Annotated in this window: 24 protein-coding genes; 23 read left to right on the forward strand and 1 reads right to left on the reverse strand. The window is 53.2% G+C overall.

Annotated features, from left to right (window positions below):
• Positions 1-10 precede the first annotated feature (10 nt).
• From ACTRC3_RS06470 to ACTRC3_RS06530, 13 genes are all read left to right on the forward strand, one after another.
• A complete protein-coding gene (locus ACTRC3_RS06470) occupies positions 11-1,000 on the forward strand; it encodes a PhoH family protein (protein ID WP_178039172.1) in 990 nt (329 codons plus the stop codon).
• Positions 978-1,478 (forward strand): rRNA maturation RNase YbeY, encoded by a 501-nt coding sequence (ybeY, locus tag ACTRC3_RS06475; RefSeq protein WP_440322398.1) that lies wholly within the window; start codon positions 978-980, stop codon positions 1,476-1,478. The genes ACTRC3_RS06470 and ybeY overlap by 23 nt, the downstream gene beginning before the upstream one ends.
• Before the next feature lie 14 nt (positions 1,479-1,492).
• Positions 1,493-2,677, forward strand: coding sequence for a DUF3048 domain-containing protein (locus tag ACTRC3_RS06480; protein WP_440322400.1), 1,185 nt, complete (start codon positions 1,493-1,495; stop codon positions 2,675-2,677).
• Between the two features lie 14 nt (positions 2,678-2,691).
• Positions 2,692-4,350, forward strand: a complete 1,659-nt coding sequence (locus ACTRC3_RS06485) for a putative polysaccharide biosynthesis protein (RefSeq protein ID WP_440322402.1) — start codon at positions 2,692-2,694, stop codon at positions 4,348-4,350.
• Positions 4,351-4,412: 62 nt separating this feature from the next.
• A complete protein-coding gene (locus ACTRC3_RS06490; RefSeq protein WP_440322404.1) occupies positions 4,413-4,859 on the forward strand; it encodes a hypothetical protein in 447 nt (148 codons plus the stop codon).
• An 88-nt stretch (positions 4,860-4,947) separates the two neighbouring features.
• On the forward strand, positions 4,948-5,799 hold the full coding sequence (gene proB, locus ACTRC3_RS06495; RefSeq protein ID WP_440322406.1) for a glutamate 5-kinase: 852 nt from the start codon (positions 4,948-4,950) through the stop codon (positions 5,797-5,799).
• A complete protein-coding gene (locus tag ACTRC3_RS06500; RefSeq protein WP_440322408.1) occupies positions 5,796-6,659 on the forward strand; it encodes a patatin-like phospholipase family protein in 864 nt (287 codons plus the stop codon). Before proB ends, ACTRC3_RS06500 begins: the two co-directional genes overlap by 4 nt.
• Positions 6,660-6,884, forward strand: coding sequence for a DUF896 domain-containing protein (locus ACTRC3_RS06505; RefSeq protein WP_178039153.1), 225 nt, complete (start codon positions 6,660-6,662; stop codon positions 6,882-6,884).
• Positions 6,859-7,455 carry a 5-formyltetrahydrofolate cyclo-ligase gene (locus tag ACTRC3_RS06510; RefSeq protein WP_349165076.1) on the forward strand — a complete coding sequence of 199 codons (597 nt, stop codon included), beginning with the start codon at positions 6,859-6,861 and terminating at the stop codon, positions 7,453-7,455. The genes ACTRC3_RS06505 and ACTRC3_RS06510 overlap by 26 nt, the downstream gene beginning before the upstream one ends.
• Positions 7,456-8,697, forward strand: coding sequence for a glutamate-5-semialdehyde dehydrogenase (locus ACTRC3_RS06515; RefSeq protein ID WP_440322410.1), 1,242 nt, complete (start codon positions 7,456-7,458; stop codon positions 8,695-8,697).
• 3 nt (positions 8,698-8,700) lie between these two features.
• Complete coding sequence (rsmD, locus tag ACTRC3_RS06520; RefSeq protein ID WP_440322412.1) at positions 8,701-9,264, forward strand: 16S rRNA (guanine(966)-N(2))-methyltransferase RsmD; 564 nt, start codon at positions 8,701-8,703, stop codon at positions 9,262-9,264.
• Positions 9,261-9,749, forward strand: coding sequence for a pantetheine-phosphate adenylyltransferase (gene coaD / locus ACTRC3_RS06525; RefSeq protein ID WP_178039157.1), 489 nt, complete (start codon positions 9,261-9,263; stop codon positions 9,747-9,749). The genes rsmD and coaD overlap by 4 nt, the downstream gene beginning before the upstream one ends.
• 31 nt (positions 9,750-9,780) lie before the next feature.
• Entirely contained in the window at positions 9,781-10,365 is a 585-nt protein-coding gene (locus tag ACTRC3_RS06530) for an ATPase (protein ID WP_178039158.1), read from the forward strand.
• Here ACTRC3_RS06530 and ACTRC3_RS06535 read toward each other — a convergent pair.
• Positions 10,316-11,284 (reverse strand): nucleoside recognition domain-containing protein, encoded by a 969-nt coding sequence (locus tag ACTRC3_RS06535; RefSeq protein ID WP_440322415.1) that lies wholly within the window; start codon positions 11,282-11,284, stop codon positions 10,316-10,318. The two genes, ACTRC3_RS06530 and ACTRC3_RS06535, sit on opposite strands and share 50 nt — an antisense overlap.
• A gap of 31 nt (positions 11,285-11,315) precedes the next feature.
• Between ACTRC3_RS06535 and ACTRC3_RS06540 the strand changes: the two genes are divergently transcribed.
• From ACTRC3_RS06540 to ACTRC3_RS06585, 10 genes are all read left to right on the forward strand, one after another.
• On the forward strand, positions 11,316-12,764 hold the full coding sequence (locus tag ACTRC3_RS06540; RefSeq protein ID WP_440322417.1) for an aminoacyl-histidine dipeptidase: 1,449 nt from the start codon (positions 11,316-11,318) through the stop codon (positions 12,762-12,764).
• Between the two features lie 47 nt (positions 12,765-12,811).
• Positions 12,812-13,492: a M23 family metallopeptidase gene (locus ACTRC3_RS06545; RefSeq protein ID WP_440322419.1), complete on the forward strand. Its 681-nt coding sequence runs from the start codon at positions 12,812-12,814 to the stop codon at positions 13,490-13,492.
• A 13-nt stretch (positions 13,493-13,505) separates the two neighbouring features.
• Positions 13,506-14,318, forward strand: coding sequence for a GTP pyrophosphokinase family protein (locus ACTRC3_RS06550; protein ID WP_178039162.1), 813 nt, complete (start codon positions 13,506-13,508; stop codon positions 14,316-14,318).
• A complete protein-coding gene (locus ACTRC3_RS06555; RefSeq protein WP_440322421.1) occupies positions 14,319-15,716 on the forward strand; it encodes an RsmF rRNA methyltransferase first C-terminal domain-containing protein in 1,398 nt (465 codons plus the stop codon). It abuts the gene before it with no gap.
• Between the two features lies 1 nt (position 15,717).
• Entirely contained in the window at positions 15,718-16,440 is a 723-nt protein-coding gene (locus ACTRC3_RS06560; protein WP_178039164.1) for a pseudouridine synthase, read from the forward strand.
• Positions 16,425-17,105 (forward strand): HAD family hydrolase, encoded by a 681-nt coding sequence (locus ACTRC3_RS06565; RefSeq protein WP_440322424.1) that lies wholly within the window; start codon positions 16,425-16,427, stop codon positions 17,103-17,105. The genes ACTRC3_RS06560 and ACTRC3_RS06565 overlap by 16 nt, the downstream gene beginning before the upstream one ends.
• Positions 17,106-17,108: 3 nt before the next feature.
• Entirely contained in the window at positions 17,109-19,064 is a 1,956-nt protein-coding gene (locus ACTRC3_RS06570) for a YgiQ family radical SAM protein (protein ID WP_440322426.1), read from the forward strand.
• A gap of 12 nt (positions 19,065-19,076) precedes the next feature.
• A complete protein-coding gene (locus ACTRC3_RS06575; RefSeq protein WP_440322428.1) occupies positions 19,077-19,901 on the forward strand; it encodes a Cof-type HAD-IIB family hydrolase in 825 nt (274 codons plus the stop codon).
• A gap of 18 nt (positions 19,902-19,919) precedes the next feature.
• On the forward strand, positions 19,920-20,702 hold the full coding sequence (locus ACTRC3_RS06580) for an SDR family NAD(P)-dependent oxidoreductase (RefSeq protein WP_440322431.1): 783 nt from the start codon (positions 19,920-19,922) through the stop codon (positions 20,700-20,702).
• 43 nt (positions 20,703-20,745) lie between these two features.
• Positions 20,746-21,020: NUDIX hydrolase (locus tag ACTRC3_RS06585; RefSeq protein ID WP_440322433.1), on the forward strand; the 275-nt coding region annotated here is incomplete at its 3' end.

Below are 21,020 nucleotides of genomic sequence, written 5' to 3' on the forward strand. Positions count from 1 at the left end.
TGTGGAAAAGATGCTGGACGTACCGGCTGAACACCAGAGCAATGTGTTTGGACAGTTCGACAGCCATATCAAAAAAATAGAACAGACCCTGAAGGTGTCCGTCATTGCCAGGGACGGCGAGGTGAAGATCTTAGGTCCGGCTGATTACACCCGGCAGGCAGCCCGGGTCATCGAGCAGCTTCTGGAGCTTTCAAGAAGAGGCAACGTGATTCAGGAGCAGAACGTGGATTACGCCCTGGCCCTGTCCATGGAGGGACAGGAAGAGGCTGTGGTGGAGATTGATAAGGAGCTTATCTGCCACACCATCGCAGGCAAGCCCATCAAGCCCAAGACCCTGGGACAAAAGAAATACGTGGACATGATCCGGAACCATATGATCGTGTTCGGTACCGGACCGGCCGGAACCGGTAAGACCTATCTTGCTATGGCCATGGCGATTACCGCCTTTAAGAATAATGAGGTAAGCCGGATTATCCTGACCCGTCCTGCCATTGAGGCAGGCGAGAAGCTTGGCTTTCTGCCGGGCGATTTGCAAAGTAAGGTGGATCCTTACCTGCGGCCCCTCTACGACGCCCTGTATCAGATCATGGGCGCGGAGAGTTTTTTGAAAAATATGGAAAAGGGGTTAATCGAGGTGGCGCCTCTGGCTTACATGCGAGGCCGTACTCTGGATAATGCCTTTATTATCCTGGATGAAGCCCAGAATACAACTCCGGCCCAGATGAAGATGTTCCTGACCCGTATCGGTTTCGGATCCAAGGTTATTGTGACCGGAGACGCCAGCCAGAAGGATTTGCCAGGCGGCACAAAGTCCGGCCTGGAGGTGGCTCTGAAGGTACTCTCCAAAGTGGACGACATCGGCTTCTGTGAGCTGACCAGCAAGGATGTGGTGCGTCACCCGCTGGTTCAGAAGATTGTACAGGCTTACGAAAGCTATGAGAAGGCCCAGGAGCGCAGAAGCTCCAGAAAGGACAGTCATGACTATCAACGTAGAAGATGAGAGCAATAAGACGCTGCCGGATGTGGATACGGAAGGGATTGCCGGAAAGGTTATTGAGGCAGCGCTGGATTATGAAAAATGTCCCTATGAGGCTGAAGTGAATCTGCTTCTGACAGATGATGAGGGCATCCATGAAATGAACCGGGAGCACAGAGGGATTGACCGTCCCACGGACGTGCTTTCCTTTCCCATGCTGGAGTATGAAAGCCCTGCGGACTTTTCCTTCGTGGAGGAGAATGAAGAGGACTGTTTTAACCCGGAGACCGGCGAGCTGGTACTGGGCGATATTGTTATTTCCGTGGATAAGGTCATGGAGCAGGCGGAAAAATACGGGCATAGCCGGACACGGGAGTACGCGTTCCTGATTGCCCACAGTATGCTGCATCTTTTCGGCTATGATCATATGGTGCCGGAAGAGGCAAGAGTGATGGAGGCGAAGCAGGCTGCCATTCTGGAAAGCCTGAATATTTTACGTTAGGGAGGATTTCCGGGATGAAGCAGGGATACCTGAAGAAGACAGGCATTCTGTGTCTGGCCATTGTTTTTCTGATGGCAGCTGGCTGTGGCAAGGCAAAGACACAGGAGGCGGAAGAAAATACATTTAATACCGAGGCGGAAGTAATCGCCTGGGAGGAAGAGGAACAGGCAGATAACGAGGATGACGCGGCGTCTGAGGAACCAGATAAGCCGGCGCCCCGGGAGGTGGTGGACGGCAAGATCCGAAGCTACTTTACCGGAGAATGGATCGACGAGGAGCTCGGAAAGACCAGGCCCCTTGCGATTATGCTGAATAACACCTCTGCGGCGCTGCCCATGTCCGGCGTATCAAATGCGTCTGTTATCTACGAATGCCCTGTGGAGGGCCGCATCACCCGCTGGATGGGTGTTTTTGAGGACTGGAAAAATCTGGAGAGAATTGGCTCTGTGCGAAGCTGCCGGCTTTACTACCTTCATTTCGCCCAGGAGTTTCATCCGGTGTACGCCCATTTCGGACAGGCCCAATACGCGCTGGCGGATTTGAACAGCGGCAAGTATGATGTACTTTCCGGCGGAACCAAAGGCATCGAGCATCCGGCCACGGCCATGTATGATCGCATCAGCCGTCCGGGCAAGGCAACCGAGCATACGCTTTACGCGTTTCCGAAAGGTATCCAGAGGGATATTGAAAAAAAAGGGTATGATATGACCATGCCGGAGGAGTATCCGGGTAAATTTAAGTTCGCAGATACGGGTGAAATTGCGGAGTATCAGGGCTATCCGGACGCGACGGTCTTAAAACCCGGCGGAGATGGCGGTAAAAACGGCTTTGGCGGCGTCAAGGCGACGTTTAAGTATGACGCTTCCGATCGCAAATATTACCGCTGGACTTACGGTAATCCTCACACAGATGAGCTGAACGGTAAACAGGTGGCGGTGACCAACGTCATTTTCCAGTACTGCGACGGCAACGTGCTGGACGCCAAGGATTATCTGCATTTTGCCACCCAGTCCAACGGAAACGAATGTAAGGTATTTACCAACGGTAAGGAGATCGACGGCTACTGGAAGAATCCGGGAGAGCTGGGAACTCCGGCCCGCTATTATGATGAAAACGATCAGGAAATTGTATTAAATAACGGAAAGACCTTTATCTGTATCATCTGGAATGATTATAAGGATGATGTGGTCGTTCAGTAAGGAAAAACGGAATCATGGGAAAGAAAAACAGTTCAAAATCCAATTATATTATGCAGGGCAGCATTCTGGCCATTGCGTCCATCGTGAGCCGGATCATCGGACTTCTCTACCGGCTGCCGGTGACCAATATCATTACAGACCATGGAAATGATTATTATTCCGCAGCCTACGAGATCTACAATGTCATTCTGCTGATTTCCTCTTACAGTCTGCCGCTGGCAGTATCCAAGGTGGTGTCGGCCAAGGTGGCACTTGGCGAATACCGGAATTCCTGGAGAGCTTTCAAGGGAGCCTTGTATATGGCTTTGGTGGTCGGCGCAGCCGGTTCGGCTCTGACCTTCTTTGGCGCCGGCTTTTTCACCGGAACCCTGTTAAATACGCCGGAGAGTGAGCTGTGTCTGAAGGTACTTGCGCTGGCCGTCTTTGTCATGGCGGTGATGGGCGTACTCCGTGGCTTCTTCCAGGGCATGGGAACTATGATGCCTACGGCTATTTCCCAGATCATTGAGCAGATTGTCAACGCTATCGTGAGCATTGCGGCGGCCAGCTATCTGTTTTCCTACGGCGTAAAGCTGGATGCGGCGGCAGGTATTACCAATGGGAAGAGCGGAGCCATCTACGGCGCGGCGGGAAGTACACTGGGTACCAGCCTGGGCGCAGCAGCAGGCCTTCTGTTCCTGATTATTGTCATGCTCATGTACAACCGGGTACTGCAGAAAAATATGCGCCGGGATCACGTAAGCCGGCAGGAAAGCTACGCAAGTACCCTGCGTGTGCTGATTATGACCATCGTACCGGTCATTTTAAGTACAGCTGTCTACAATATCAGCGGCATTGTAGATCAGGGCGTATTCAAATATCTGATGCTGGATGTACAGAAGGCGGATAAGAGTACGGTCGAGATCTACTGGGGCATCTATGTGGGCAAATACAAGCTTCTGACCAATGTGCCCATCGCAGTGGCATCAGCCCTGTCCGCGTCCACCATTCCGGCCCTTACGAGAGCCCGGATTTCCGGCGACTGGGATGAGATGCGGAAAAAGACCGAGGGCGCTATCCGCATGGTTATGATGATCTGCATTCCCAGTGCCTTCGGCCTGACTGCGCTTGGCGAGCCAATTCTTGATCTGCTGTCCTGGAATACCAATGAGATTGCGCCGAAGCTCTTTTTGATTGGTTCTGCCTCTGTCATTTTCTATGGCCTGTCTACCCTGACGAATGGGATCCTGCAGGGTATTGATCGGATGCAGATTCCGGTACGCAACGCCGTGATTGCGCTGGTGACCCATCTGCTCCTGATGATTAGTCTGGTGCAGCTTGGCAAGCTTCATATCTATGGTGTGGTGTTGGCCTATATGTTCTTCGCCATCCTTATGTGTATCCTGAACGGAGCGGCTATCCGGAAGCATCTGGATTACCATCAGGAGATCAAACGAACCTTTTTGATTCCGGGCGTGTCATCCCTGATTATGGCGCTGGCGGTATGGCTTCTGTACCAGCCCCTTCATAAAGTAATCGGGGTACGGATTTCTACGCTGTTGTGCCTGATCCTGGCTGTAATCATTTATGCGTTTTTCGTTCTGCTGCTGCATGGCATCACAGAGGAAGAGTTGAGAAGCTTCCCAAAGGGGAGAACGATCGTTCGCATATTGAAGAGGATCCATCTGATTTAAAAGAAGTTGTGCATTGAAAACCCTTCTTTTTGGACATACTGTTCAAAAAAGGAGGGTTTTTTATGGCAAAACGACTTCTGGCGGCAATGGCCGGGATCGCGTTCCTGATGACACTGGCCTATTATTCCGGTAGTCTCAGGTCGGAGCGGGCTATGGAGCAGGAAAAGGAGCGGCTGCTGGCGCAGATCGAGAGTCTGGAGCTTCTGACGAAGGAGCAGGCCGCCGCGCCGGGAGACAGCGTGCAGGCGGACACCGCTGCGTCCGGGGGCGAAAAGACACAGATGAAACCAGAAGGAACCGGAAGTGAAGAATCAGCAGAGTTCCGCTTTTTCATAAAAGAAGCCGACGGTCTGGTCAATATTTACCGGGAAGACGGAACCACCCTGTATGAGACGACGGATATCCCGGTTTCCCTGCTGCCGGAGGCCCTGTGCCGGGAAATCCGCGCAGGGAAGGGCGTGGCCACGGAGCAGGAGCTTTATGATTTCTTGGAGAATTACTCCAGTTAAACTTGCTATTCCGGCCATTATGGTGTAAAGTTAAGTGAGTTAAAGAGTTACTGTTTACAGTAACTCTGCAAGCAGAGGACAAAATGACATGAATACAGACTACAGAGAAAAGATAAAAAACAAAAAACGCATTGTGGTAAAGGTGGGAACCTCTTCCCTGATTCATAAGGAGACGGGGGGCCTGGATCTTATCAAGGTGGAGCATCTGGTGCGGGAGCTGTCAGATCTGCATAACCGGGGTAAGGATGTGATTCTGGTCACATCCGGAGCCATCGGCGTGGGCAGGAAGGCAGCCGGGCTTCAGGAGAAGCCGGAGAGCATCCCCATGAAGCAGGCCTGCGCAGCCATCGGACAGGCGAGACTGATGATGATCTACCAGAAATTTTTCGCTGAATATAATCAGGTGGCAGCCCAGATTCTGATGACCCGCAACACCATGATCAACCTGAAAAACCGCAGGCATGCCCAGGATACCTTCGCTGAGCTTCTGGAGCTTGGAGCGATTCCTGTCGTCAACGCCAATGACAGTATCTCTACTTTTGAGATTCTCCACGGTGATAACGACACCCTGTCGGCCATTGTGGCTTCCCTGGTGGACGCGGATCTTCTGATCCTGCTGTCTGACATCAACGGCCTCTATACAGATAACCCAAACACAAACCCGGATGCGGAGTTTGTGCCCTTTGTAGAGTATCTGGATGAGGAGCTGATGGGCATGGGGCATGACGCGGTGAGCTCGGTGGGAACCGGCGGTATGGCGACCAAGCTTATCGCGGCGGAGCTTGCCACAGCGGCCGGAGCCGATATGCTGATTGCCAATGGCGGCGATATGAGTGTTATTCACAAAATCGTGAACGGGGAGAGGTACGGCACTTTCTTTCAGGCACATAAGGATGAATCCTTTGATTTAAAGACATTTCTGGAGGCGCATTTTTCATGAAAAAAGCAGGAATGGTACTGGAGGGCGGCGGCACAAGAGGCGTATTTACAGCCGGCGTGCTGGACTATTTTATGGAACAGGGCATGTATCTGCCCTATGTCATCGGCGTATCGGCAGGCGCCTGCAACGCAGTAGACTATGCGTCACACCAGCCGGGCCGGATGAAGCTGTGCACGATTGATTTTCTGGAGGCCGGAAGCTATGTGGGTCTCAAGTCCTTGGTGAAAACGCACAGCCTGTTTAACATGGATTTGATCTTTGATATATTTCCCAATAAGATCATTCCCTTTGATTATGACACATACTTTTCTTCCGGTATGGAGTGCATTCTGACAGCTACCAACGCCCTGACCGGCAAGGCTGAGTATCTGTCGGAGAAAAGCGACCGGCAGCGGCTGATGACTATCTGCCGGGCTTCGTCCAGTCTTCCGGTGGTATCGCCCATTGTGGATGTGGACGGCATTCCCATGGTGGACGGCGGCGTGGCGGATTCCGTGCCCATTCGCAAGGCCCTGCACGACGGGGTGAAGAAGCCTGTTATCATTCTCACAAGACAGGCGGGCTACCGGAAAGCGCCTGCGAAGAAGACGCTGAAAATGGCTCAGATCATGTATCAGAAGTATCCGAATCTGATTCGTGCCATCAAATATCGGGCTTACTATTACAATCGCACCATGGAACTTATCGAGGATCTGGAAAACCGGGGACATGTTTTTGTGATCCGGCCTCAGGTTCCGGTGGTCAAGAATACCGAGAATCACGCAGAAGTATTAACAGATTTTTACAACCATGGCTATGAATACGCAAAGGATATTTTTGAACAGGCAGCGTCCTTTGCGGGATGGGAAGGAGATAAATAAATGGATCCACAGAAGATTGCGCGCATCAACGAGCTGTACCGCCGTTCCAAGGCGGAGGGCCTGACTGATGCGGAGAAGAAGGAGCAGAAGCTTCTGCGCCTGGAATATATCGAGGCCGTCCGCATGAACCTGCGCGGACAGCTGAACAATATTGATATTAAGGAACAGGACGGCAGCGTCGTAAATCTGGGTGAAAAATATGATGCAAACAGAAAAGGAAACTAAAAAAGCTTTAAAGAAGGCCTTGCGAAAAGAGATCAAGGCACTGCGGGCGGCTCATACGGACGAACAGATTCATGAGCTGAGTCTGGGCGTGCGGGATCAGGTGCTGACCCTGCAGGAATACCGGCAGGCGGAGGTGATCTACGCTTACGTGGACTGTAAGCATGAGGTGGAGACCTCGGATATCATCCGGGCGGCCTGGGCTGACGGCAAACGGGTGGCTGTCCCGAAGGTACTGGGACAGGATATGAAGTTCTTCTATATCACTTCTCTGGAAAATGATCTGGAGGAGGGGTATTACGGAATCCGGGAGCCTTACGAAAAGCACGCGGCAGATGAAAGCGGAGACGAGGAAAAAGCCCTGATGCTGATGCCTGGCGTGGCTTTCGATGAGGAACGGCACCGGATCGGTTACGGCGGGGGCTTTTACGACCGTTTCCTGGAGGCGCATCCGAAGCTGTCCAGAGTGGCGCTGGCCTTTGAATTTCAGGTAAAAGAAAGCGTTCCTTATGAAGCGTTTGATATCTGTCCGGAGAAAATCGTGACAGAGAAACGGGTAATCGGGAGGAAATAGATGACATTAGAGTGTATTGGACAGAAAGCAAAGGAAGCGGAACCGATTCTCCGGGTCATGACCCGGGAGGAGAAAGACCGGGTACTTTTGAAAGCGGCAGAGCTTCTTGTAGGCGAGCAGGAAAAGATCCTTGCAGCCAATGAAAAAGATATGGAAGCGGGACAGGAGCGCGGCATGAAGCCGGGACTTCTGGACAGACTGAAGTTGACCGAAGATCGCATCGCGGGCATGGCGGAAGGTCTTCGCCAGATTGCGGACTTACCGGATCCGGTGGGGGAAGTCATGAAGGACTGGGTGCCGGAAAATGGCCTGCATATCCGTCAGGTGCGGGTGCCTCTTGGCGTCATCGGCATCATTTACGAGGCCCGGCCCAATGTGACGGCGGACGCCTTCGGACTCTGCTTTAAGACCGGTAATCCGGTGGTGCTGCGGGGCGGAAGCGACGCGATTCATTCCAATCAGGCCATCACCGAGGTGCTGCAGCAGGCATTAATAGCCTGTGGTTGCCCGGAAAGTGCTATCCAGCTTCTGACGGATACCAGCCGTGAGACGGCTGCGGCCTTTATGAAGCTGAACCGGTACATAGATGTGCTGATTCCGAGAGGAAGTGCCGGGTTAATCGCCACCGTTGTCAATAACAGTACGATTCCAGTCATTGAGACAGGATCCGGTAACTGTCACATCTATGTGGATGAGACAGCGGATCTTGAGATGGCCGTGAATATTGTATACAATGCCAAGACACAGCGCATCGGCGTCTGCAATGCCTGCGAGTCTCTGGTGGTAAACCGTAAGGTAAAAGACGCATTTCTGCCTCTGCTGGCAAAGAAGCTTCAGGAGAAGCAAGTGGAGCTTCGCGGAGACGAAGCAGCCAGAGAAGCGGTTCCTATGACGGCAGCCACAGAGGAAGACTGGGGTACGGAGTATCTGGATTACATTCTTTCTGTGAAGACCGTAGATAATGTAGAGGAAGCCATTGCCCATATCAATCGTTATAATACCGGACATTCCGAAGCAATTATCACAGAAAATCAGGAACATGCAGAGAAGTTTTTAAAGGAAGTGGATGCAGCGGCAGTCTATGTAAATGCTTCGACCCGCTTTACCGACGGCTTTGAGTTCGGCTTTGGCGCGGAGATCGGCATCAGTACCCAGAAGCTGCATGCCAGAGGTCCCATGGGTCTTGTGGCGCTCACTTCTTACAAATACGAGATTACCGGCCATGGCCAGGTAAGGGGGTAATACATGAGAGTAATAGCAGGAACAGCCCGGAGTATGCCGCTGAAGTGCATTGAGGGGCTGGATACCAGGCCGACCACCGATCGAATTAAGGAAACTTTATTTAATATGCTGCAGCCGGAGATCCCGGGCTGCCGGTTTCTGGATCTCTTTGGCGGAAGCGGGGCTATCGGTATCGAGGCCTTAAGCCGGGGCGCGGATTTCGCGGTCTTTGCGGAAAATAACCGGAAGGCTTACGACTGCATCGGCGACAATCTGGTCTTCACGAAGCTCAATGACCGGGCGCAGGTATTTTTTATGGACGCTTTGGGAGCGCTTCGGGTGCTGGAGGGCGAAGAGCCCTTCGATATCATTTTCCTGGATCCGCCCTATGGAAAGGGACTGGAGCGGGATGTACTTGGTTACCTTCAAAATTCCAGCCTGATGACTGCCGATACAACCATTATTCTGGAGGCGTCACTGAACGAAGAGACAGACTGGGTTGAAGATCTGGGCTACCGGATCCGCAAGGTAAAAAAATACAAGACGAATAAACATCTCTTTATCGAGATGGATGAGGATGACGAATGATTAGAGCAATTTATGCAGGAAGCTTTGACCCGGTGACGAAAGGACATCTGGATGTGATTGTCCGCGCTTCCCGGATCGTGGACGAGCTGGTGGTGGGTGTCTTAAACAACCGTGCCAAAACTCCGTTGTTTTCTGTGGAAGAACGTGTTAAGATGTTAGAAGAAGTCACAAAGGAATATCCGAATATCAAGATTCGCTCCTTTACGGGACTTCTGGTAGATTTTGCGAAGGAATGCGAAGCCCATATTATCGTGCGCGGCCTGCGGGCGATCACGGACTTCGATTATGAGCTGCAGATGGCCCAGACCAATCGGATCATGAGTCCGGATCTGGATACGCTGTTTCTTACGACCAGCCTGGAATACGCTTACCTTAGTTCCACAACGGTCAAGGAGGTGGCAGCCTTCGGCGGCGATATTTCCGCTTTTGTACCGCCCTATGTGGAAGAAAAAATCCGGGAGCGGATGAAGGAGCGTTACGCGTAACTAAAATGGAAATAGAGAGGAGAACGGTTTTATGAGCAGCAAGATCGAACAGATCATCGAGGAGATCGAGGAGTACATTGACGGCTGCAAGCCGCAGACATTATCAAAGACGAATATCATTGTCAATAAAGAGGAGATTGAAGAGCTGCTGCGGGAGCTTCGCATGAAGACTCCGGAGGAGATCAAACGTTATCAGAAAGTGCTGGCTAACCGGGACGCCATTCTGGCAGACGCCCAGGCGAAGGCAGACGCGATTATCAAGGAGGCCAATATACATACGACCGAATTGATCAACGAGCATGAGATCATGCAGCAGGCGTATGTACAGGCCAATGAAATTATGGCAGCCGCGGAGGCAGAGGCACAGAAGCGTCTGGATGCAGCCACCATCGAAGCCAATAACTTCCGTATGCAGGCCATGCGCTACACCGACGATATGCTGGGCAATCTGCAGAATCTGGTTCGCCAGACTATGGAAGGACACGCAGCACGCTATGAATCTATGATGAACTCTCTGAATAATTTCAACGAGATTCTGGCAAGCAACCGGGCAGAGTTAGGACCGGCTATCGCAACAGAACAGCCGGAAGAGGAAGCGCCAAAGGAAGATCAGTAAGTCCAAGATACAGAATGGCGAAGCAGGCGGTGAGCAGGGCCGTACCGGCTTTAGCTTTCAGATAACTTAAAACCGAAAGCTGGGTTCCCTGCAGCATGCTTTCCGTCTGTGCTGCACCGGACAGACCGCCGAAGGAAACGATAAAGAGCGACAGCACCCAAGCGGCGCGCTTGGTAAGAATCGGTGACGCGGCGGTCAGGGCAATGCCGTTTGTGATTTCCAGCAGACCGACGGTCAGGCAGGAACACAGCGGCAGGGAGCCGATAAGGAGAAGCAGCAGCTTTGCCAGCATGGAGAACAGGATGAGATAGCCGCCGAGCTTCAGGATATTTTCCAGGCCGTCCATGATGCAGGCATCCACGATTTTGAAGCTGATTTGAGATCCGGATGTCTTTTTTTCTATGGATAGATCCGGAAAGGTCTGCCTGTGACGGGTCAGCGCCGCGTAGAGGAGCGGCGCGCCATAGACCAGCAGAAGGGAAACAGGGACACGCTCCGGCAGCTCCAGCGCTTCCGTCAGGCAGTAGCCGGTGAGAAAGGCGGGACTTGGGTTATTGGTAAAGGTAAGCAGGTACGCGCCTTCTTCGGGTGTGATACGGTTCTCCCGGACCAGATCGGCGGAGATCTTCGCTCCCACAGGGTATCCGCACAGGAAGCCCGTCAGCAGGCAGAAAGAACCGTTCGGAGAGAGTCCGAAAAAGCTCCGTGCCAGGGGTGCAAGGAACCGGGTGATGCCAGAGACCCCGTCCAGAGCGATCAGAAGCCGGGAGAGAATAAAGAAAGGAAGCAGCATTGGCAACAGGGTGTGGAACCACAGCAGCAGTCCTTCCGAGGAAGCCGCAGCGGCCTGTACCGGAGCCAGCAGCAAAAAAGCAAGCAAGATAAGACTGACAGTCATATAAATAAATTTTTTTCTCATAGAAATCTATATGAGAGCAAGGAGGAACAATATGCGAGTTTTGGAAGGATTAGAGCCGAAGAAGGTATTTGAATATTTTGAGGATCTGACACAGATTCCGAGAGGATCGGGAAATGAGGCCGGCGCGGCAGAATATTGTATGGAATTCGCGAAGAAGCGCGGACTATCCGCGTCCCGGGACGAGTTCAACAATGTGGTCATCGTTAAAGAGGCTTCCGCAGGTTACGAGGACGCACCCACCGTCATCATCCAGGGGCATCTGGATATGGTATGCGAGAAAGAGGCGGACTGTACTATTGATTTCGCGAAGGATCCCCTGGACGTGGCCGTAGACGGCGATTTTATCTACGCGAAGGGCACGACCCTGGGCGGCGACGACGGTATCGCGGTCGCTATCGCACTGGCGATTCTGGATGACGACAGCCTGTCCCATCCCCGTCTGGAGTGTCTGTTTACCACCGGAGAAGAGGTGGGTCTTCTGGGCGCCAAAGATTTTGATGCTTCTCATATGAAGGGGCGCAGACTTATCAACATCGACTCCGAGGAGGAGGGGATCTTTACCGTGAGCTGCGCCGGTGGCATGGACGGCATTCTGCATATCCCGGCGGTCTATCAGGAGACTGAGGGCGTACGCTACACCGTAACCGTAGACGGTCTTCTGGGCGGTCACTCCGGAGCAGAGATTCATAAAGAGCACGGCAATTCCAATATTCTCATGGGCAGAGCGCTCTGCTGGTTGGACGAGGTGGTGAATTTCCGGATTGCCGGGCTGTCCGGCGGTCTCATGGACAATGCGATTCCGCGCAGCACGAAAGCGGTACTGTATGTGCCGGAGGAGGAATGTCAGGCCTTTGAAGATCGTCTGAATACCCTCGACGCCATTTACAAGACTGAGTTTGCGGCAAGCGACGCAGGTGTAACCGTAAGCTTCGTATCCGAAGGAAAGGCAAGCGGTCAGGCCCTGACGCCCAAGTGCGCGGCCATCCTGATGTATGTGCTTCATATGGTGCCCAACGGCGTCATCAAGGACAGCATGGATATCCCGGGACTGGTACAGACGTCCCTGAACCTGGGCATCTTACGTCTTACCAACGAAGAGGCGACCGCCACCTTCAGCATCCGAAGCTCCATTGAATCCGAGAAGCAGGAGCTGGGCGACCGTCTCCGCCACTGTGTGGAGTTCCTGGGCGGAACCTACGAGGAGAAGGGCTCCTATCCGGGATGGGAGTACCGTCATGAGTCCGAACTTCGGGATACCTGTGTGTCTGTATTTAAGAAAATGTATGACCGGGATCCGAAAGTTATGGCCATCCACGCAGGCCTGGAGTGCGGTCTGTTCAGCGGCAAGATGGAAGGCCTGGACTGTGTCTCCATCGGACCGAATCTGTATGATATCCATACGCCGAAGGAGCGCTTAAGTATTTCTTCCACAAAGCGGATCTATGAATTTGTGGTAGAGGTTCTAAAAGAGCTGCGCTAAACATAGAATATTTAGTAAGCATTTTTGATGCGGAGTGAAGATGTGGGATGCGTAAGCTTTCAGCTGCGGGGTCTTGGTTACTGCTGCTGGGTCTTGGTCTATTGATTCTGGGTACGGAAGAACATATCCGGAGACAGGCCGGACTTTTTAAGACGGCTCAGGCGCAGGAGCGCCCGGAGGAAACTGCGCGGCGTTATTATGAGCTGTATGAAAATATCTGGAAAGATCTGGAATATTTTCCGATTCCCCAGTGGAGAGAGGAAAACCTATCCGTTACTTATGAGAACAGCTGGCTTTTCGAGCGTACCTATGGCGGAACACGCGGCCATGAGGGAACGGATCTGATGCCGCCGGAGAACGAAAGCGGGGTGTATCCGGTGATCAGTATCTCAGACGGTACGGTGGAGAGCGTCGGCTGGCTGGAAAAGGGCGGCTGGCGAATCGGTGTCCGGAGCATCCACGACGTATATTTTTATTATGCCCATCTTTCCTCCTACGCGGAGGAGTTCCAGAAAGGCGACGTCATAAATGCGGGGCAGCTTCTGGGCTATATGGGCGATACGGGCTACGGAAAGCAGGAGGGTACTTCCGGTCAGTTCCCGGTGCATCTGCATCTGGGGATCTATCTTCGAAATGAAGAGTTTGCGGAACTGGCAGTGAATCCCTACTGGTTTCTGCGCTATCTGGAAAACTGCAGGCTGACGGTATCCCGGGGCGCGTCCGGCTGAAAAGGAGAGGTATATGGAAATACAATTGTGGCGGGAGATTTTAAATCCCTATGAGCTGGCGGTCAAGGAGGTCATGACTAAGTTTAACCACCTGATCAAGGAGCACCGGGATCGGGGACTTTACTGTCCCATCGAGCAGGTGGATGGCCGGGTCAAGACCATTTCCAGCATTCTGGATAAATGTCAGAAGAAGAAAATTGATCTGGAGGATATCGAAGAGAAGATCTATGATCTGGCCGGTATCCGCATCATCTGTCAGTTTGTGGAGGACATCGACAAGGTAGTGGAGATCATCCGGAACCGCAAGGACATGGAAATCAAGCAGGAGCGGGATTACATACGGGAAATGAAAAGCAGCGGCTATCGCAGCTACCACATTATCCTTTATTATACGGTGGATACGCTGAACGGCCCCAAGCGCCTGCAGATGGAGGTGCAGATCCGCACCATGGCCATGAATTTCTGGGCCACGGTGGAGCATTCCCTCCAGTATAAGTACAAGCGGAATATCCCGGAGCATATCAAAGAGCGGCTTTTAAGCGCGGCGGACGCCATCATCACCCTGGATAATGAGATGTCCACGGTGCGCAGCGAGATCATGGACGCGCAGATCTCCTTCCGGATTCAGGCGAACATCGTGGCGGATATCCTGAACAATATCCAGAACCTGTACCGGGTAGCCAATAAGCGGGAGATCCTAAAGATTCAGGACGAATTTTACCGAATCTACGCCATGAATGACATCGATCAGCTGGAGCGCTTCGACCGACAGCTGGATATGATTGCGGAGGGCTATCGGGCCCAGTCGCTTCCTACGGAGGAATAAATGTTACAATTACCGGAATCCTTTTTACAGGAAATGAGAGAACTCCTGGGCGATGAATATGATGCCTGGGAGAAAAGCTATGAACATAACGAGGGCTTTCGCGGCCTTCGTGTTAATACAGGGAAGCTGCGTCCGGAGGAGTTTCAGGCTCTTTCGGCCTTTTCTTTGCGTGCGGTTCCCTGGACCCGAAACGGCTTCTATCTGGAGGAACAGGCGCAGGCGTCGAAGCATCCGTACTACGCGGCCGGGCTTTATTATCTTCAGGAGCCCAGCGCCATGACGCCGGCAGCCTGTCTGCCCATCAAAGAAGGCGATCGGGTACTGGATCTCTGCGCAGCCCCCGGCGGAAAGGCCACGGAACTGGCGGCAAAGCTGCGCGGAACGGGTGTTCTGGTAGCCAACGACATCAGTAATTCCCGGGCAAAAGCCCTGCTTAAAAATCTGGAGCTCTTTGGCGCCGGCAATATTCTCGTAACCAGCGAGACGCCCGAGCGGCTTCTTAACTATTTCGAAGGCTGGTTTGACAAGATTCTCGTGGACGCCCCCTGCTCCGGCGAGGGCATGTTCCGAAAGGAACCGTCCATGGTGAAGGACTGGCTGGAAAAGGGACCGAATTATTATGCGGAAATTCAGAGAACCGTGGTGACTGCGGCGGCGAAGCTGCTGCGTCCGGGCGGACAGTTAGTCTATTCCACCTGCACCTTTTCGAAACATGAAAATGAGGAAACCATTGAGCGGCTGATAAAAGAGGAAGGCTTCACCCTGCTGCCGCTGCCATTACCGGAGGAACGGGAAGCGCTTGGCTTCGCGCCGGGGCTCGGGGCCTGCGCAGGCGCAGCCCGGCTGTTTCCCCATCGGTTAGATGGGGAAGGACATTTCGTGGCTTTACTACAGAAGAATGTATGTTCTGATAATTCTGCCGCGACGTCACCAAAGCACAAGGAAAAGGCAGACTCTAAGGGTGCGCTGAAAAAGCTCCCGGAGGAATGGCTGGATTTCGCAAAGGATCTGCATGTGAAATGGGACGCCCGTTGTTTTCGCCTTTACGATGGCCGATTATATGTGCTGCCTGAGGCATTGACGGGTAAAAATATCCGTTCCTTACGCTTTCTGCGGACAGGCCTCTATCTGGGCGAAGTAAAACAGAAGCGCTTTGAGCCCAGCCAGGCTCTGGCCATGTATCTGCGAAAAGAGGAGTTCGCCCTGTCGGTGGACCTGAAAGCGGACGATGAACGTGTATTCCGCTATTTAAAGGGTGAGACGTTGGATCTGGAGGACCTGGCAGCGCGAGGGGCGAAAGGCTGGTGTCTGGTCTGTGTGGACGGGTACCCCTTAGGCTGGGGAAAGCTTGCAAACGGTACGCTCAAGAATAAATATTATCCCGGATGGAGGTGGTAGCATGCGTCTGGACAAATATCTCTGCGAAGCGGGATACGGAACCCGGAGCGAAGTAAAAAAATTGCTGCGAAGCTGCATAGTTACCGTAAACGGGGAAAGGGTTACGAAGTCGGAGACAAAGATAAAGGACGGCGATGTGGTGTGCGTAGCCGGAAAAGAGGCGTCCTTTTCCAGGGTGGAGTACTGGATGCTGCATAAGCCTGCCGGATATATTTCCGCCACCGAGGATAAAAAGCTCGACACAGTGCTGGAACTTTTGCCGGAGAACGCTCGTTCGGATTTGTTCCCGGTGGGACGGCTCGACCGGGATACGGAAGGCCTGCTGCTTTTGACCAACGACGGTAAGCTGGCCCATTACCTGTTATCCCCCAAACGCCATGTGGACAAGACCTATTACGCCAGGATTCAAGGTCGGGTGAAATCGGAACATGTGCAGGCCTTTCTGGAGGGACTGGATATCGGCGATGAGAAAAAGACCCTTCCGGCGGAACTGCGGATTCTGAAGTCCGGCCCGGAATCGGAGATCGAAGTGACTATTCGGGAAGGACGCTTTCATCAGGTAAAACGGATGTTCGAAGTCATCGGCTGTGAGGTTACGTATCTGAAACGGCTTTCCATGGGAAGTCTGAAGCTGGATGAGACTTTGGAGATCGGCGCGTGCAGGCCCCTTACGGAAGAAGAACTTCGAAAATTGAAGGAGGAGACAGGATGCTGGACGGAATAAAAGCAGTTCTTTTTGATCTGGACGGAACCCTGGTAGATTCCATGTGGATGTGGGGAGCCATTGACGTGGAATATCTGGGCCGTCATGGCCTGACAGTCTATCCCGGGCTTCAGCAGGCCATCGAGGGCATGAGCTTTTCGGAGACTGCAGCGTATTTTAAAGAGCAGTTCGCCCTGCCGGATAGTCTGGATGTGATTAAGGCCGAGTGGATCGCCATGTCAAAAGAAAAATACGCCCATGAAGTGCCTTTAAAACCAGGCGCGCGGGAATTTCTGGAATACCTAAAATCACACGGAATCAGAGCCGGAATCGCCACCAGCAATGGCCGGGAGCTTCTGGACGCCGTGGTGGCCGGGCAGGGGCTTGCGCCTTATTTCCAGTGCCTGATGACCTCCTGTGAGGCAGGGGCCGGAAAACCAGCGCCGGATATCTATCTCAAGGTGGCGGCGGAGCTTGGCGCGAAACCGGAAGACTGTCTGGTCTTTGAGGACACACCCGCAGGAGCCCAGGCCGGGAAAGCAGCCGGAGCAAAAGTATGTTCGATCTACGACGCGTATGCCAAAGATCGGCAGGCTGAAAACCGCCGGCTTGCAGATTACTATATTCACGATTTTTATCAGGTGCTGGACGGGACCTATGAGACGTTGGTACCAGGACAGGAGTAATACATGAAACAGCAGGGATTTTTGCCCGCAACAAAAGAAGAATTAACGGAACGAGGCATTACGCAACCAGACTTTGTCTATGTCATCGGCGACGCCTACGTGGATCATCCATCTTTCGGCCCGGCGATCATCGGGCGGGTGTTGGAAAGCCACGGCTACAGCGTGGCGATCCTGGCCCAGCCGGACTGGAAGGATCCAAAGAGCATTCAAGTCTATGGCGAACCGCGCCTGGCCTTCCTGGTCTCCTCCGGAAATATGGATTCTATGGTAAATCACTATTCCGTGTCGAAAAAACGCCGGAAGACTGACGCATTCACGCCGGGCGGTGTTATGGGAAAACGCCCCGACCGGGCCGATATGGTATACAGTAACCTGATTCGCCATGTATATAAGCATGTGCCTATTATCTTAGGCGGCATTGAGGCCAGTCTCCGACGCATGGCCCATTATGATTACTGGGCGGATGGCTTTAAGCGGTCACTGCTTCTGGACAGCGGAGCGGATCTGATTTCCTATGGCATGGGCGAACGGTCCATCGTGGAGATTGCCGACGCGCTGGCTTCCGGAATTTCCATTCGGGATCTGACCTTTGTAAATGGAACTGTCTACAAGACCAGCCATAAAGAGGATATCTACGACGCGATTTTCCTGCCGGATTATGAGAGTATGAAGGCCGATAAGACTCTATATGCCAAAAGCTTCGGGATTCAGCAGAAAAATGCCGATCCGATCCGGGGAAAACGGATGGCGGAGCAGTATTCCGAACATCTGTTTATCGTGCAGAATCCGCCGGCAAAACCCTTGTCCCAGGAGGAAATGGATGAGATCTACGATTTGCCGTTCCAGCGGGCGGTGCATCCTTCCTGTCTGACGCAGGGCGAGGTTCCGGCCTTCTCGGAGATCAAATTCAGTCTGGCAAGCTGTCGGGGCTGTTTTGGAGCCTGCAGCTTTTGCGCCCTGACCTTCCACCAGGGACGGATCATCCAGGCCAGAAGCCATGAATCCCTGCTCCGGGAGGCCCGGGCTATGACAAAGGATAAGGACTTCAAGGGCTATATCCACGACGTGGGCGGTCCCACCGCAGATTTCCGGCAGCCTGCCTGCGATAAGCAGCTGAAAGCCGGAGCCTGCCCGGAACGGCAGTGTCTGTTTCCGAAACCCTGTCCGAATCTGAAGGCCGATCACAGCGATTACATCAGCCTTCTCCGGAAGCTCCGGGCCATCCCCGGCGTGAAAAAGGTGTTCATCCGTTCCGGTATCCGCTTTGATTATGTGCTGGCGGATCCAAATCAGAGTTTTTTGAAAGAACTCTGTGAATATCACGTAAGCGGCCAACTGAAAGTGGCACCGGAGCATGTGTCCGACGCAGTCTTAGCGAAGATGGGCAAGCCGAACCGCAGCGTCTACGAGGAGTTCTGCCGCCGCTATAAAAAGATGAACGAAACCCTGCAGAAAAAGCAGTATCTGGTGCCGTACCTCATGTCCTCCCATCCGGGAGCGACGCTGAAAGAGGCAGTGGAGCTGGCCGAGTACTGCCGGGATCTGGGCTACATGCCGGAGCAGGTGCAGGATTTCTACCCGACGCCCTCCACCATGTCCACCTGTATGTATTACACCGGTCTCGATCCCCGCACCATGGAGAAGGTCTATGTGCCGAAGAATCCCCATGAAAAGGCCATGCAGCGGGCGCTGATCCAGTACCGGGATCCCAAGAACCGGGAGCTGGTGCAGGAAGCCCTGGAGAAATGTGGCCGCCGGGATCTCATTGGTTATGGACCCAAATGCCTGCTTCGCCCGGAGGGAGGAAGACCCGGAGAGCGGAGTGGACAGAAAACCGATTTCCGGAAAAACAGTTCCGGGAACAGAGCAGGCGGACGCACGGAACGAACAGAAACAAACGTTCGAAAGAACGCTGGAGCGAAAAAGAAGACGATCCGGAATGTACACAAGAAGAAATAGGAGAAGCTATTTATGAGTCAATATCAGCTGATCGCCCTGGATATGGACGGCACCTTATTAAACAGCAAAAAAGAAATCAGCCCCGGATGCAGAGAAGCCATCGAAAAAGCACTGGCAAAAGGCAAAGAAGTTGTGCTTTCCACCGGCCGCTGCCGCCCGGAGCTGACAGAATTCCGGAAACTGATCCCGGGTCTCCGCTATGTGAACTGTACCAGCGGAGCTATGGTTTACGATTTTCGGGAGCAGCGGGTGATTTATTCCAACACCATAGATATCCCTGTGGTCAAGGAAATCTTCCGCCTCGCTCGGAAGGAAGAAGCCATGCTGCACATCCTGGATGAGAAATCCATCGAACAGACCAACCAGCTGGCCCACATCGATCGCTACGGCATGGGCGTCTACAAGGAGCTACATGCCCGGGTTGTGGAGCCCCATGACGATCTGTATGGCTTCTACATGGCCAATCCATTTCCGGTGGAGAAAATCAATTTGTATCATCAGAGTATGGAATCCAGGACGCGGACCAAAGAGCGGATTCAGGCTCTGGCGCTTCCGGTGGAAATGGTAGATGCGGAGAGCTCGTCCCTGGAGTTGACTGCCACAGGCGTCGATAAGGGCGTGGGCCTTACGAAGCTCTGCGAGGCCCTCGGCATTCCGGTGAGCGCCAGCATCGCCGTGGGAGACGCAGACAATGATTTAAGTGTCCTACGGGCCGCAGGACTTGCCGTAGCCATGGGAAATGCGTTGGATTCGGTGAAAGCAATTTCGGATATCACCGTGGCGGACTGTGATCACGACGGCTGCGCGGAAGCCATTTACAAATATTTGCTTGGATAAAACCGGGAGGTGGAAAGGATGGAAAAAAAGAGAGCATCCATCGCAATCGTAACAGGAGCGTCCTCCGGCATGGGCCGGGAATTCGTCCGTCAGATAGCGGAAAGCTACCGCTCCATATCGGAAATCTGGGTGATCGCGAGACGGGAGCAGGCATTGCTTACACTGCAGGAGGAGCTGAAGGATAAAACGACGATTCGGACCCTGCCCATGGATCTGGCGGAAAAGGACGCCTGTGCGGAGCTTGCGGCTTTGCTTAAAAAAGAAAAGCCTGTGATCCGGATTCTGGTGAATTCCGCAGGCCTGGGACATGCCGGGAAGCTGGAAACCCAGGATGTGGATCAGATCTTAAATATGATCGATGTCAACTGCCGCGCGCTGACAGCCGTTACCATGACCTGCCTGCCCTATTTCCGGAAGGGCAGCCGAATCCTTCAGATGGATTCCGGCTCGGCCTTTCTGCCTCAGCCGGGCTTCGCGGCCTACGCAGCCAGCAAGGCCTACGTGCTGTCTTTGTCGAGAGCGCTGAAGGAAGAGCTGCGCAGCCGCCAGATCTCCGTGACCGCCGTGTGTCCGGGCCCGGTGAAAACGGATTTCTTCGCCACCGGCGGCATTAAGCTGAACCCGATCAAGCGCCTGTTCCTGATAAAGCCCGAGCGTGTAGTACGGAAGGCCCTATTTGACGCCGAAAAGGGCAAGGCCGTATCCATCTCCGGCGGCAGTATGAAGCTGGTCCGCGCGGCGTCCGGCGTACTGCCCCAGGGCCTGATGACGCGGCTGTCAGCGATGCTGTTTTCTTTCTGAAACGGGAAAATAACATATTAAAAATGGATAGGGGAGTTTTATTATGGAAAAAAGTACAGTCGGAACCTTGACGACGCTGTGTTATCTGGAGCAGGGCGGCAAATTCCTGATGATGCACCGAATTAAGAAGAAAAATGACGTAAATCAGGACAAATGGATCGGTGTAGGAGGACATGCGGAGGCCTACGAGAGCCCCGAGGACTGCCTTCTTCGCGAGACCTTCGAGGAAACCGGCCTGTCACTGACCGATTACCGCTTTCGCGGCATTGTCACCTTCGCCCTGAAGGGCGTCGAGACCCAGTATATGTGTCTTTACAC

Source organism: Laedolimicola sp. (assembly GCF_051972735.1).
Classification (GTDB): Bacteria; Bacillota; Clostridia; order Lachnospirales; family Lachnospiraceae; genus Laedolimicola; species Laedolimicola intestinihominis.